This is a genomic window from Polynucleobacter sp. 35-46-11, assembly GCF_002281105.1.
Map to the genome: position 1 here is coordinate 55757 of NZ_NCFJ01000001.1, position 12554 is coordinate 68310.

Annotated in this window: 15 protein-coding genes and 1 pseudogene; 13 read left to right on the top strand and 3 right to left on the bottom strand. The window is 45.7% G+C overall.

From position 1 onward, the window contains the following. Window positions 1–77 precede the first annotated feature (77 nt). Complete coding sequence (gene rfaE2, locus B7Y67_RS00280) at window positions 78–569, top strand: D-glycero-beta-D-manno-heptose 1-phosphate adenylyltransferase (RefSeq protein ID WP_293596762.1); 492 nt, start codon at window positions 78–80, stop codon at window positions 567–569. 27 nt (window positions 570–596) lie between these two features. Here the strand turns inward: rfaE2 and B7Y67_RS00285 are convergent, their stop codons facing one another. Together B7Y67_RS00285 and B7Y67_RS00290 are read right to left on the bottom strand one after the other, a co-directional pair. Continuing rightward, window positions 597–1418: a type III pantothenate kinase gene (locus B7Y67_RS00285; protein ID WP_293596763.1), complete on the bottom strand. Its 822-nt coding sequence runs from the start codon at window positions 1416–1418 to the stop codon at window positions 597–599. Then, window positions 1415–2215 carry a biotin--[acetyl-CoA-carboxylase] ligase gene (locus tag B7Y67_RS00290; protein ID WP_293596764.1) on the bottom strand — a complete coding sequence of 267 codons (801 nt, stop codon included), beginning with the start codon at window positions 2213–2215 and terminating at the stop codon, window positions 1415–1417. The genes B7Y67_RS00285 and B7Y67_RS00290 overlap by 4 nt, the downstream gene beginning before the upstream one ends. A gap of 46 nt (window positions 2216–2261) precedes the next feature. Between B7Y67_RS00290 and B7Y67_RS00295 the strand changes: the two genes are divergently transcribed. The 7 genes and pseudogenes from B7Y67_RS00295 to B7Y67_RS00325 all read left to right on the top strand — a co-directional run bounded on the left by B7Y67_RS00295 (window position 2262) and on the right by B7Y67_RS00325 (window position 6963). Beyond that, complete coding sequence (locus B7Y67_RS00295; protein ID WP_293596765.1) at window positions 2262–3356, top strand: VanZ family protein; 1095 nt, start codon at window positions 2262–2264, stop codon at window positions 3354–3356. Window positions 3357–3368: 12 nt separating this feature from the next. Next, window positions 3369–3677, top strand: coding sequence for a ferredoxin (locus tag B7Y67_RS00300; RefSeq protein ID WP_215376104.1), 309 nt, complete (start codon window positions 3369–3371; stop codon window positions 3675–3677). A gap of 23 nt (window positions 3678–3700) precedes the next feature. Beyond that, entirely contained in the window at window positions 3701–4417 is a 717-nt protein-coding gene (locus tag B7Y67_RS00305; protein WP_293596766.1) for an alpha/beta hydrolase, read from the top strand. 29 nt (window positions 4418–4446) lie between these two features. Further along, window positions 4447–4716 carry a DUF493 family protein gene (locus B7Y67_RS00310; RefSeq protein ID WP_293596767.1) on the top strand — a complete coding sequence of 90 codons (270 nt, stop codon included), beginning with the start codon at window positions 4447–4449 and terminating at the stop codon, window positions 4714–4716. A 9-nt stretch (window positions 4717–4725) separates the two neighbouring features. Continuing rightward, window positions 4726–5370: a lipoyl(octanoyl) transferase LipB gene (lipB, locus tag B7Y67_RS00315; protein ID WP_293596768.1), complete on the top strand. Its 645-nt coding sequence runs from the start codon at window positions 4726–4728 to the stop codon at window positions 5368–5370. A 59-nt stretch (window positions 5371–5429) separates the two neighbouring features. Then, window positions 5430–6383, top strand: a pseudogene (gene lipA / locus B7Y67_RS00320) (lipoyl synthase); the annotation flags it as partial. After that, the gene (locus tag B7Y67_RS00325) at window positions 6346–6963 is read left to right on the top strand and encodes a hypothetical protein (protein ID WP_293596770.1); all 618 of its coding nucleotides are present in this window, start codon (window positions 6346–6348) and stop codon (window positions 6961–6963) included. The pseudogene lipA and the gene B7Y67_RS00325, both read left to right, overlap by 38 nt. 25 nt (window positions 6964–6988) lie before the next feature. On the opposite strand, the gene B7Y67_RS00330 is transcribed toward B7Y67_RS00325, so the two are convergent. Further along, window positions 6989–7243, bottom strand: coding sequence for an accessory factor UbiK family protein (locus B7Y67_RS00330; protein ID WP_015422110.1), 255 nt, complete (start codon window positions 7241–7243; stop codon window positions 6989–6991). A 262-nt stretch (window positions 7244–7505) separates the two neighbouring features. Between B7Y67_RS00330 and B7Y67_RS00335 the strand changes: the two genes are divergently transcribed. From B7Y67_RS00335 to gshB, 5 genes are all read left to right on the top strand, one after another. Further along, window positions 7506–8348 (top strand): TorF family putative porin, encoded by an 843-nt coding sequence (locus tag B7Y67_RS00335; RefSeq protein ID WP_293596771.1) that lies wholly within the window; start codon window positions 7506–7508, stop codon window positions 8346–8348. 25 nt (window positions 8349–8373) lie between these two features. Continuing rightward, entirely contained in the window at window positions 8374–8712 is a 339-nt protein-coding gene (locus B7Y67_RS00340) for a P-II family nitrogen regulator (protein ID WP_011903792.1), read from the top strand. 13 nt (window positions 8713–8725) lie between these two features. After that, entirely contained in the window at window positions 8726–10189 is a 1464-nt protein-coding gene (locus B7Y67_RS00345) for an ammonium transporter (RefSeq protein ID WP_293596772.1), read from the top strand. Between the two features lie 105 nt (window positions 10190–10294). Beyond that, entirely contained in the window at window positions 10295–11593 is a 1299-nt protein-coding gene (gene gshA, locus B7Y67_RS00350; protein ID WP_215334022.1) for a glutamate--cysteine ligase, read from the top strand. A 17-nt stretch (window positions 11594–11610) separates the two neighbouring features. After that, window positions 11611–12552 (top strand): glutathione synthase, encoded by a 942-nt coding sequence (gshB, locus tag B7Y67_RS00355; protein WP_293596773.1) that lies wholly within the window; start codon window positions 11611–11613, stop codon window positions 12550–12552. The last annotated feature ends 2 nt before the right edge of the window (window positions 12553–12554 follow it).

Genomic DNA, 12554 nt, shown 5'->3' on the forward strand with positions numbered 1-12554 from the left:
ACTGGGTGGGGATGCCCAAGTCTAAGACATTCTGGCAAATATCGTTGGGCCCAGCTCAATGCCATTAATATGACGCTATGAGCTCTTTATCTTTACCTTCATTTGAGTCCAAAGTCTGTGACCCTGCAGAGCTGGAGGCGCGTATTGCCGCCCTTCCAAGACCTCTGGTGTTCACTAATGGTGTTTTTGATATCTTGCATCGTGGTCACGCTAGTTATTTAGCCCAAGCGCGAGCATTAGGCGCCAGTCTGGTGGTGGGTGTGAACTCAGATGCTTCAGTCAAGATGTTGGGTAAGGGTGATGACAGGCCTATTAATATTGAGGCTGATCGCCAAGCTCTATTAGCGGCGCTGGAGAGTGTGGATTTAGCGGTGTTATTTACGGAACAGACTCCAGTGAATCTCATTGCAAAAATTCATCCAGATATCTACGTCAAGGGGGGAGATTATGAAATCGATACCCTCCAAGAAACTCGCTTAGTGAAAACCTGGGGTGGCAAAGCGGTTGCTATTCCATTTTTATATGAGCGCTCTACAACAACTCTGTTGGGCAAGATCCGTACTAGTTAAGCCTTGCCAATTAACGCATACAAATACCTAGAAGTTTTGTAAGAGCCAAGCCCAAAGCCCCCGAAGTACTAAGCCTTCGATAGGCTCAATTGGAAGTGCTGCCAGCTCAGGAAATTGTTTAATCTCATTCGCCAAGACTTTGGCATTGCCGCCATCAAGCCAAATTCGTTCGATAGGATGATTCATCGCTTTAGCTAAATAAGCTGCGCGCAGTATTGCTCCAATTTGTGCCGCATCACAACCGCCAGTAATAGCTTCATCCGTTGTTGTGCCAAAGCTCGCTTGAGTTGTAGTCTTGCTGATGCGAACCGCTAATGGGAGTTGGGCCGTATTTTGTTGCAGGCTTTCTTGCATCATGCTGAGGCCCGGTAGTATCCAGCCGCCGTAATGAATGCCATTACCGCCTAGTAAATCAATGGTTGTGGCGGTCCCAGCATTAATCACCAGTGTGTTGGTATTTGAGATTGCTCTTGCACCAATCAATGCCGCCCATCGGTCTGCGCCCAACTTGCTTGGGTCTTGATAGAGTGTGCGAACACCGTCGTAAGAACTGCTGCCTATAAATTGCTTCCACTCAAGATCTTGCCATTGCGGAAAGAGGCTACGTAGATTTTCAATAGCAGCATCACCTGCTACACAGCAAAACGCAATCGTATCTGGCCTGGGCAAGGTTTTAGAAATATAGTCAGATAGCTCGGCACGCAGCTCTGGTGATTGAAAAGATTTAGTGCTAATTGATCCAGAATACGCCCACAACTTTTTATTGCGATCTGAAATATTTTGTGTGGATTCGACAGCAGCCCATTTAAGCCGAGTGTTGCCAAGATCAAATACTAAATACAGACTCATGATTGAACTCGCAAAGAAACATCGCCCGCATGAATGGCAATCGATTTGTCATGCTGCTTTAGGATAAGCGCGCCAGTGTCATCAACTCCAGCGGAAATTCCGATGATAGATTCTTTGCCTGCGCCTGATATACAAACGGATTGACCATTGAAGGCATCCCACTGCTCCCACGAATTCTTAAAATAGCCAAATCCATTTTCGTCAAACTGAGCCAAATGCTTTTCAAAGGACTCAATGAGTTTTAGCCAAACAAACTCAGTATCGGGAAGTACACTGTGGTGGGGTATGAGTTGCCCTAAAGCTGCAACTCCAAAAGAGGTTTGGCCTTCTAGGCTCTTTTCAATCAGCGCTGCATTACGTAAGTTAAGACCCAGCCCAATCACCATCCAGGTGGGTAGGCTTGGATTACTTTGGCCGCCTTCAATGAGGATGCCGCCAAGCTTGGCATTGTTAAGTAGTAAGTCGTTAGGCCATTTGAGTCTCAAGCCTTGTTGATGCAATGCATCCTCACTAAGACCTAGTGTCGTGGCAATTCCAGAAATAAGCGCTAAGCCAATAACTAGGCTAAGTCCACTCAGTTCATTGGGGCGTTTATGAAAGGGGTAGGCCAAGGAAAAGCACAGGGTATCTTCAGGATTAGAAAGCCAAACTCTCCCAGCCCTGCCCTTACCAGAGGTCTGCTCTTGGGTAATGCGAGCAACGGGATCAATTAATTCCCCAGCGCGCCAACGGGCTAATAAATCATCATTAGTTGATTTAGTGCTGGCAACGCGCTCTAGGATGCAATTTGTACTCATTTACCTATTGTAGAAAGATCTGACCAGGCTGACCTAGAATGGTGGAATGCATCACGATGATCAGCGTCCTCGCAAGTTTGTTTGGCCACTCCAGGCAATGCCTTTGGCCAGAGCCATTAGCCTGAGCTATGCGCTATTAATCGTCTATGTCAGCCTAAATCCATTTGATTTCAGCTTTGACAATGGCATTGCCCCATGGGCGTGGTTAGATGCCCCTTTACCCCGCTTTATTACGCTCTTTGATGTCTCGGTCAATATCTTGGCTTATATCCCCTTGGGATTTTTGCTGGTCTTTGCCTGTTACCCGCGATGGCGTAATTTTGTTGCCCTAGGCATTGCATTGAGCTTTAGTGCAGCACTGGCTTTTAGTGTGGAGTCTTTGCAAACTTGGCTGCCCACGCGCATTCCGAGCCAAATGGATTGGTGGGCCAATATCTTGGGTGGCTTGATAGGTGGCTTATTAGCCATCCCCCTGGGCCCCCAGTGGCTCTCTGGTAGCGCAATACGCCGTCGTTTTGACCAGTGGTTTGGTTTGAACTGGGCTGCATGTGCCTTGTTTCTACTCTTTCCTTGGGCCCAGATTTACCCCCAAAGCTCTTGGTTAGGCACTGGGGTATGGGGACATGCGATCTTTGCCTCGGTCGATTGGGGAACTATGGTCGTGAACCACGTTATTCAGGAATCAATCATTACGGCAATTTGTTGGCTCGGCACAGGGCTCTTGCTATCACTGGGTATGCGTGCAAAAGCGCCCCAGTGGAAAATCTTAACTAGCCTTCTTTGCTTCACCGTTTTGATCAAGATTGCCTTTACTGCATTGCAATTCGGGGCAGAGTTTAGTTTGCTATGGCTTACTGCGGGAGCTATTTGGGGAATGGTATTGGGCAGTCTATTGCTGAAATGGACTCTCCAATTTTCTGAAGCCAATAAAACCTGGCTTGCGATCGCTTGCCTGCTTAGTGCTACTCTGGCAATTAATCTTTTACCGGACAATCCTTATTTCATTTTGACATTAAGGCATTGGTACCAAGGCAGGCTATTACACTTTAATGAATTAATGCGATGGGTTTCAGTAGTATGGTTGCCATTAGCTTTATTTTGGGTGTTCCGAAATCGGACTACTGTTAATTTAAAACCTTGATTGAGATTGCTTATGAGTTTCAAACACCATGTTTTTTTCTGCTTAAACCAGCGAAGTAATGGCGAGGATTGTTGCGATCGCCATAATGCTTTTGCATTATTTGACTATGCAAAAAAACGCGTGAAAGAGTTGGGATTGTCTGGCCCAGGAAACATCCGCATTAATAAGGCGGGATGTTTAGATCGTTGCGCAGATGGCCCAGTAGCCGTGATTTACCCAGAGGGTATTTGGTATACCTTTGTGGATACTGAAGACATTGAAGAAATTATTCAGTCACACTTAATACAAGGGCGTCCAGTAGAGCGTCTGCAGTTGGCTTAAAAAGATTTTGGAAAGTTTCCCTCATGAATAGCCGTACAAAAATCATTCATATTGAAGGTGTTGTAGGTCAAATTGAAATGTCGATTGATCTGCCTGACGAATTAAAAAATAACCCTGATTTTTTGGTAAGGGGTTTGGCTTTGGTTGCGCATCCTCATCCGCTAATGGGCGGAACAATGGATAACAAGGTTGCGCAAACGATGGCGCGGGCCTTTAATCAATTGGGTTATGTCAGTGTGCGCCCTAATTTCCGCGGTGTTGGCGCTACTGCTGGTGTGCATGATGATGGCATTGGTGAGATGGAAGATCTGCTTCATGTTGCTGATTGGATGCGCACCCCCTTGAGCTGGAATCAATTTGAAGCGACTTCACAACAAGCGTGGACTCAGACTGCAAATACCTTACCCTTAGTGGTTTCTGGATTTTCATTTGGCAGTTTTGTTGGGACTCATCTAGTACAGCGCTTAGCAGGGCTAGGACGCCCAGCAGAGCGACTGGTCATGGTGGGTAGTGCGGCAGGAAAGTGGGCCTTAGCGCCTGTGCCTGCTGATACGATTTTGATTCATGGCGAGGTAGATGAGACCATTCCCTTGATCGATGTCTTGGATTGGGCGCGTCCTCAAGAACTAACAGTTCAAGTAGTGCCAGGCGCAGATCATTTTTTCCACCGACGTCTACATTGCATACGCAACATCATCACTGGTGCTTGGTTGGGTATGCCTGATCATCGCAATCAATAAACTACAAAGTACATTAGAAAGATAAAAACATGACTGAAGATAGAAAATCTCTTATCGAGTATCCATCTGAGTTTCCAATTAAGGTGATGGGCAAGACCAATCGAGAATACTTGCCGGCAATTTTGCACATTGCTCGTCAATTTGACCCTACGCTTGATGAGAGCAAGGTTGAGCAACGACCTTCTAAAGATGGAAATTATCTGGGCATTACTTTGCCGATCACCGCAACCAGCCGTGAGCAATTAGATGAGTTGTATCGCACACTATCCACACATCCTCTAGTTAGTGTTGTTCTCTAAATTATTTGCATGAGTTTTTTAGTAAAACATTTAGGGGTAGCTGACTACGAGTTAACCTATCAAGCGATGCGGGATTTTACGCAGCAGCGAGATGGCGATACTCTAGATGAAATTTGGATTCTGGAGCATCCCCCAGTATTTACATTGGGTTTAGCGGGGGATGCGAGTAATTTACATTCCCCTAGCAATCAAATTCCTTTAGTGCAGGTGGATCGCGGAGGTGAGATCACTTATCACGGCCCTGGGCAAATCGTGGTGTATCTATTGCTCGATCTCCGGCGTTTGAAGATTTTTGTAAAAGAGCTTGTCTCCCGAATTGAGCAAGCTTTAATTGATACCCTGGCAGACTTTGGCATACAGGCAGAAAGACATGCCGGCGCTCCTGGTATTTATATTGCCCAGGAGAGCCCAGTTTCATTGGAGTATCGGGGTGCAAAGATTGCTGCTTTGGGCCTTAAAGTCTCAAAAGGATGCTCGTATCATGGACTTGCCCTAAATGTGTCTACTGATTTAGCGGCTTTTTCCCGAATTCACCCATGTGGGTATGAGGGCTTAAGGACGGTGGATATGCAAACCCTTGGGATCAAGGACAATATAGACATTATTATTCAAACCCTTTTAGGGCATTTGCAAAAGCAACTGATTCCATCATGACCACCAATAAGCCGGATCTCGATTTAACTGCCAACGCTAATAGCCGGCAGGATCTTAATTACGACGCTTCGCGTAAGCAGAAGTCGAGTGAGAAAACTGCGCGGATTCCAATCAAGATTATTCCCTTGGAGCAAGTTCTAAAAAAGCCAGACTGGATTCGAGTAAAAGCAGCTTCTGGTAATTCTCGCTTTAACGAGATCAAAAAAATCTTGCGTGAGAATGAGTTGGTAACGGTATGTGAAGAAGCAAGTTGCCCCAATATTGGCGAGTGCTTTGGCAAAGGCACCGCTACCTTCATGATCATGGGTGATAAATGTACACGTCGTTGCCCATTTTGTGATGTGGGTCACGGCAGACCAGATCCGCTCGACACAAAAGAGCCTGGCAATTTAGCCCGTACGATTGCTGCCCTCAAATTAAATTATGTGGTGATTACTAGCGTAGATCGTGATGATTTACGTGATGGTGGTGCTATGCATTATGTGGACTGCATTTCTCAATCACGAGATCTCTCACCAGGTACGCGCATTGAAGTCTTGGTTCCAGATTTTCGTGGTCGCTTGGATAAAGCTTTGGATATTTTTTCTGAGCATGCGCCACAAGGCTTACCCGATGTCATGAATCACAATCTAGAAACCGTACCGCGTTTGTACAAGCAAGCTCGTCCTGGCGCAGATTACGCACACTCATTGAAGTTGTTAAAGGACTTTAAAGAGCGCTTCCCACACATTCCGACTAAGAGTGGCTTGATGGTCGGTTTGGGCGAGACAGATGAAGAGATTCTGGAAGTGATGCGTGATATGCGTGAGCACAATATTGATATGCTGACGATTGGGCAGTACTTAGCACCTTCGGGTCACCATCTCCCAGTTCAGCGCTATGTCCATCCAGACGTGTTCAAGCATTTCGAGGAAGAGGCTTATGCCATGGGCTTCTCACATGCTGCCGTGGGTGCGATGGTGCGCTCTAGCTACCATGCTGACCAACAAGCTCACAGTGCAGGTGTTGTCTAAATTCATGCTCCAGAAGTTTGGCGTAATTCTAACGCTTACATTGCTGCTTGCTGCTTGTAGTCCCAAGTTAGATTGGCGGACTGTGCAGTCTCCTCAAGAAGGTTATAACGCTTTATTTCCAGGTAAGCCTGAAAAAAAGGAGCGACGACTGCCCTATGCGAATCAAGAAATTCCTCAAACCTTAGAGGCAGTAAAAATTGAGGATGATATTTATTCTGTGAGTACGATTCATTTGAGCAGGGATCAGGCTACCCTAGCACCCAAATTGTTAGAGCAATTACAGGGTAACTTATTGAATCGGGCAAATGTCAGTTTGGAAAGTGCGTTGAGTGTTGAAGCTCTTTATCAGACTGCGAATAAACAGCGTGTTGCTACTAAGGATTACTTTTTGGAATTTAAATCTACTGGTGCAGTAGAGCAGTCAATGCGTGTCCGTTGGATTACCAGGATTGCGCCAGATAATGGAACTTGGATTTATCAGATATCGGTTCTGCATGCAGCTCCAGCAAGGGTAGATGCAAAAAAGTTTTTCTCTGAAGAGGCTTACTCCAACTTCTTTGATGAGTTTCATCCAGAATAGTTTCTAGATGAAACTGCGAATCTGATTAAGATTTTTCTAGGGCGGCAACTTTAGCTTCGAGTGCTTCTAACTTTTCCCTGGTTTTAGCCAAAACTTTTGATTGCAGATCAAACTCTTCACGAGTAACCAAGTCCATTTTCTGAAATCCCTGATTCATCATAGCTCGCACATTCTTTTCAATCTCTTGTGCAGGTGAGTTGCGAATAGCATCCCCAACTTTGTTTTGCATATCGCTAGCAATGCGCTGAATTTGCTCTAGGATTTCGCCTGGTTTTTGCATAATGCTGCCCGCCGTTCTGTTGAAGGTTGCTTAAAAGATACAGAATCTATTTTAAGTTGTTGGGCCAAAAACAGGCTGATCCAGCCAAAAATGCTGCATTTGCACCAAAATGAACGTAAATGGTGCATATCTAAGCACCAAAATTGTGCATAAGCCTTATTTAGGGGAATCGCACCAAATTGAAAGAGGGCCAGAGATTCATGATCACTTAATGCAATAAAGCATTTATCCCTTTTTCATTACACACAGCAAGGAGCAACACATGAAAACTATTCAAAAGACAGCCATCGCTCTCGCAGCATCTGGCTTATTTGCAACTGCAGCGTTTGCACAAACAGCTCCTGCAGCAGAGGCTCCAGAAGTTAGCCCAGTAACAGCTAACGTAACTATTACTAATGATTACCGTTACCGTGGTATTACTCAAACTAACTACCAGCCAGCTATCCAGGGTGGTTTTGATTACGCCCATGAGAGCGGTTTCTATATTGGCAACTGGAACAGCACAATTAACTGGGTTGGCAATACAACTTCAGGCGCAGTCTCTGCACCAGTTGAGATGGATTTCTACGGCGGCTTTAAGAAAGAATTGATTGCTCCGGGATTTGCTTCTGACTTTGGCGTTCTTCAATATTACTATCCGAGCAAGGGTCAGTATTCTGCGATGCTAAATCCTAATAGCACTGAGCTTTATGCTGCCCAAAACTTTACACTTGGACCATTGACTGGTTTTGTAAAGCTCTCATATGCAGTGACTACGTTGTTTGGTATTCCTAATAGCGCTGGTTCTATGTACCCTGATTTGACATTGAACTATGACACTGGTTTTTGGGGTATATCTGCAAATGGCCACGTTGGTTACCAATATGTCGCTGGTCAACCTGCTACAACTGGTGGCATCGGACAAACTGCGCAAAATATCAGCTATACCGATTGGAAGCTTGGTTTAACGAAAGATTTCGGTGGTGGCTTAGCTTTGTCCGCTTCTTATGTTAGTACCAATGCAAATTCCAGTTGGTGGAATACATGGACTGGTACTCCTTTGGGAACATCAAACACTACCGCCGGTCGTGGTGGCGCAGTAGTTGCTCTGACAAAAACTTTCTAATTCCTTCCTTTGAACGGAGAAACGTATGAAATTAATTACCGCAATCATCAAGCCCTTCAAGCTTGACGAAGTGCGCGAAGCTCTCTCGGAAGTGGGAGTTTCGGGCATCACCGTCACTGAAGTTAAAGGCTTTGGCCGTCAAAAGGGTCACACCGAGTTGTATCGCGGTGCTGAGTATGTAGTCGACTTTTTACCTAAAGTAAAAATTGAAGCTGCTGTTGAAGATGGCATCTTGGAGCGAGCGATTGAAGCGATTGAAAAATCTGCTCGTACTGGAAAAATTGGTGATGGCAAAATTTTTGTCTCCCCAGTCGAACACGTCATTCGCATTCGTACCGGTGAAACCGGCGCGTCAGCACTTTAAAGAGAGGTTCAAAATGTTAACTTGGATGAAACGACTCCTAGCTGGAAGCGCAATGGCCTTGGCTATTGGTGCAACTAGCGTTATGGTGACTTCACCAGCTTTTGCTGATGAAGCTAAGCCAGTTGCTGCTGCGGCCGCTGCTGCAGTTGCTGCTGCTCCTGCATTGGTTCCAAACAAGGGCGATACAGCTTGGTTATTGGTGTGTACAGCATTAGTAATCTTGATGACTTTGCCTGGTTTGGCTTTGTTCTACGGCGGTTTAACACGTAGCAAGAACATTCTTTCTGTACTCGTACAGTGTATGTTCGTATTTGCGTTGATCACAGTGTTGTGGTCTCTCTATGGATACAGCTTTGCATTTACTGAAGGTGGCGCATTCATTGGTGGACTAGATCGCTTGTTCTTGCAAGGCATTACTCCAGATTCAGTTGCTGCTACATTTAGCAAAGGCATTGTGATTCCTGAGTATGTATTTATGGCCTTCCAAGCTGCGTTCGCAACAATTACTTGCTGCTTGATCATTGGCTCATTTGCTGAGCGTGCAAAGTTTTCTGCAATTATTTTGTTTGTGATTTTGTGGTTCACTTTCAGCTACTTGCCAATCGCTCACATGGTTTGGTTCTGGCCAGGTCCTGATGATATTAAAGACGCTGCATCACTCGAAGCAATTACAGCTCGTGCTGGCTGGTTGTGGCAGAAGGGTGTTCTTGACTTTGCTGGCGGTACTGTTGTTCACATCAATGCTGCGATCGCAGGCTTGGTAGGTTCATTCGTGATCGGCAAACGTTTAGGTTACGGCAAAGAAGCAATTAAGCCGCATAACTTAGTGTTCGTCATGATTGGTGCTTCACTCTTGTGGTTCGGTTGGTTTGGTTTTAATGCTGGTTCTGCTCTCGAAGCAAACGGCAGTGCAGCCTTGGCATTCGTAAACACATTGTTGGCAACAGCTGCTGCAGTATTGGGCTGGTCATTTGCTGAGTGGATTACTAAAGGCAAGCCTTCTATGTTGGGTGCTGCATCTGGTTGCGTAGCCGGTTTGGTTGCAATTACACCAGCTGCTGGTTTTGTTGGCCCAATGGGTGCACTCGTTATCGGCGTTCTTGCTGGCGTGGTTTGCTTATGGGGTGTTTCTGGTCTCAAGAAGATGTTGGGTTCAGACGACAGCTTGGACGTATTCGGTGTGCATGGCGTTGGCGGTATCTTAGGCGCTTTGTTAACTGGTGTGTTCGCAGATCCAGCTTTAGGCGGAACAGGTATTTGGGATTACGTAGCCAATGCTGCAGCCCCTGATTACTCTATTGCTAGCCAATTATGGATTCAGAGCCAAGGTGTGATTGTTACCCTGATTTGGTCTGGCGTAGTTTCTTACATCGCCTTCAAATTGGTGGATATCGTGATTGGTTTACGTGTCAAGGAAGATGCTGAGCGCGAAGGCTTGGATATCACTTCCCACGGTGAGTCTGCTTACGAGTCTTAATTAGCATTTTTACCCCTCACTGGGCGGCTTTAGTTGGCTGCCCGGTTTTTAAGCGCGGGATCCTCGGATTCCGCGTCTTTCTTTTAAAAATCTTACAATGGTGAAATGGTCCCACATCTCATCACTGCCCTTAGCGGCCCTCTTCTCGATCTCGAGTCGAAGGTATTAGAAGCAACCCCAACGATTGAGCGCTGGTTCAGGCTTGAATGGCAGGAGCACACTCCGCCGTTTTACTGTTCCGTAGATCTGCGCAATGCAGGCTTTAAGCTTGCCCCGGTTGATACCAACCTCTTTCCAGGTGGTTTTAATAACCTCTCGCCCCAAATGTTGCCTTTAGCTGTTCAGGCTGCCATGGCTGCGATTGAGAAAATTTGTCCTGAAGCAAAAAATTTACTATTGATACCCGAGCGACATACTCGCAATACGTTCTATTTGCAGAATATTGCGCGCCTGTCCTCGATCTTGCGTCAAGCAGGCCTGAATGTGCGCTTGGGCACTTTATCTGACGAAATTAAAAAACCAACTTGGATTGATTTGCCAGATGGCAATCGCCTCTTGATGGAGCCGCTATCTCGTTTGGGTCTGAAGAAGCAACGACTTGGACTAAAAGATTTTGATCCATGCTCAATTCTGCTGAACAATGATTTATCAGCAGGCATTCCTCCGATTTTAGAAAACCTGCACGAGCAGTATCTCCTACCAGGCCTACATGCTGGTTGGCATGTTCGTCGCAAATCAAATCACTTTGCTGCATACGATGAGGTTGCTAAAAAATTTGCAAAGGTAGTTGATATTGATCCATGGATGATCAACCCTTATTTTGCTAGTTGTTCAAATGTGAATTTTCATGAGCGCAAGGGCGAAGAGGAATTACAAGCAGCAGTTGAGAAGGTTTTAAAGAAGACGGCTAAAAAATATCGTGAGTACGGTATTAAAGAAAAACCTTATGTCGTTGTAAAGGCCGATGCTGGTACATACGGCATGGGTGTGATGGTGGTGAACGATCCTGCCCAACTCAAAGGCTTGAATCGCAAAGACCGAAACAAGATGAGTGTAGTAAAAGAAGGTCTTGAAGTAAGCGATGTTTTGATTCAAGAGGGCGTATATACTTTCGAGAAGGTGAACGAGGCAGTTGCTGAGCCTGTGGTGTATATGATTGACCGCTATGTGATCGGTGGCTTCTATCGCGTCCATACCGATCGTGGTCCCGATGAGAATCTCAATGCGCCAGGTATGCACTTTGTACCTTTAGCATTTGAGCAAAACTCTATGCCAGACCTGGGTGCTAAGCCTGGTAGCGCCCCCCCAAATCGTTTTTATCTCTATGGTGTTGTTGCTCGTCTAGCTTTATTGGCAGCATCTTTAGAGTTAGAGCGCTCTGATCCTAATGCAGAAGCCGCTTAACTTATTCGGATATTGAGATGAACTTTCTTTTTATTGCTGATCCTTTGGAGTCTTTTAAGATTAGCAAAGACTCCACCTTAGCAATGATGCGAGTTGCGCAAGAGTCAGGACATCAACTTTGGTTTTGCGAAAGTCGTAATATTCTCTGGAGAGATGACTTTGTAGTGGCTGATTGTCGGCCACTCGAAATTAAGCCAAGCAGTACATCATGGTTTGAATTGGGCCCCATAGAGGATCGCCCATTAAATACCTTTAACGCAGTCATGATGCGTACAGATCCGCCGTTTGATATTGAATATCTCAATACCACTTGGTTATTGTCGGCTGCTGTTCGTCAGGGTGCGAAAGTATTTAATAATCCAACGGCTATTCGCGATCACTCCGAAAAGATATCTATCACAGAGTTTCCAGAACTCATTCCGCCAACTTTAGTGACGCGTGAACTCAGTGCAATTGAAGTGTTTCATCGAGAGCATCAAGATATTGTGATCAAGCCCCTAGATGGTATGGGTGGTATGGGCGTATTTCGCGTGGGTCCCAATGGTTTAAATCTTGCCAGCATTGTTGAGACGCTAGGTGAGAATGGCGCGCGTACTTTGATGGTGCAGAGATTCTTGCCTGAGATATCCCAAGGCGATAAGCGAGTACTGCTGATCGGTGGCGAGGTGGTGCCATTTGCATTAGCCCGCATTCCGCAGGGTAGTGAAATCAGAGGTAATTTAGCTGCTGGTGGCAAAGGAGTGGCTATGCCACTAACTAATGCCGAGATAAAGGTCGCAGAGCGTCTTGCCTCTATATTGAATGCCCGAGGCTTGTTCTTGGTAGGATTAGATTTAATTGGCGCCTATGTCACCGAAATCAATGTGACTAGCCCAACATGTTTTGTAGAAATTACTGAGCAAAGTGGGTTTGATGTTTCGAAATTTTGGTTAACAGCGCTTGAAAAGGCATTGGCATAGAC

Bases quoted from the DNA above. Each gene is read 5' to 3' on its own strand.
- B7Y67_RS00335 (WP_293596771.1), top strand. From the start codon at position 7,506: ATGAAAACTATTCAAAAGACAGCCATCGCTCTCGCAGCATCTGGCTTA.
- B7Y67_RS00340 (WP_011903792.1), top strand. From the start codon at position 8,374: ATGAAATTAATTACCGCAATCATCAAGCCCTTCAAGCTTGACGAAGTG.
- B7Y67_RS00345 (WP_293596772.1), top strand. From the start codon at position 8,726: ATGTTAACTTGGATGAAACGACTCCTAGCTGGAAGCGCAATGGCCTTG.
- B7Y67_RS00310 (WP_293596767.1), top strand. From the start codon at position 4,447: ATGACTGAAGATAGAAAATCTCTTATCGAGTATCCATCTGAGTTTCCA.
- B7Y67_RS00295 (WP_293596765.1), top strand. From the start codon at position 2,262: ATGCATCACGATGATCAGCGTCCTCGCAAGTTTGTTTGGCCACTCCAG.
- B7Y67_RS00300 (WP_215376104.1), top strand. From the start codon at position 3,369: ATGAGTTTCAAACACCATGTTTTTTTCTGCTTAAACCAGCGAAGTAAT.
- gshB (WP_293596773.1), top strand. From the start codon at position 11,611: ATGAACTTTCTTTTTATTGCTGATCCTTTGGAGTCTTTTAAGATTAGC.
- rfaE2 (WP_293596762.1), top strand. From the start codon at position 78: ATGAGCTCTTTATCTTTACCTTCATTTGAGTCCAAAGTCTGTGACCCT.
- B7Y67_RS00285 (WP_293596763.1), bottom strand. From the start codon at position 1,418: ATGAGTCTGTATTTAGTATTTGATCTTGGCAACACTCGGCTTAAATGG.
- B7Y67_RS00305 (WP_293596766.1), top strand. From the start codon at position 3,701: ATGAATAGCCGTACAAAAATCATTCATATTGAAGGTGTTGTAGGTCAA.
- B7Y67_RS00325 (WP_293596770.1), top strand. From the start codon at position 6,346: ATGCTGACCAACAAGCTCACAGTGCAGGTGTTGTCTAAATTCATGCTC.
- gshA (WP_215334022.1), top strand. From the start codon at position 10,295: ATGGTCCCACATCTCATCACTGCCCTTAGCGGCCCTCTTCTCGATCTC.
- B7Y67_RS00290 (WP_293596764.1), bottom strand. From the start codon at position 2,215: ATGAGTACAAATTGCATCCTAGAGCGCGTTGCCAGCACTAAATCAACT.
- B7Y67_RS00330 (WP_015422110.1), bottom strand. From the start codon at position 7,243: ATGCAAAAACCAGGCGAAATCCTAGAGCAAATTCAGCGCATTGCTAGC.
- lipB (WP_293596768.1), top strand. From the start codon at position 4,726: ATGAGTTTTTTAGTAAAACATTTAGGGGTAGCTGACTACGAGTTAACC.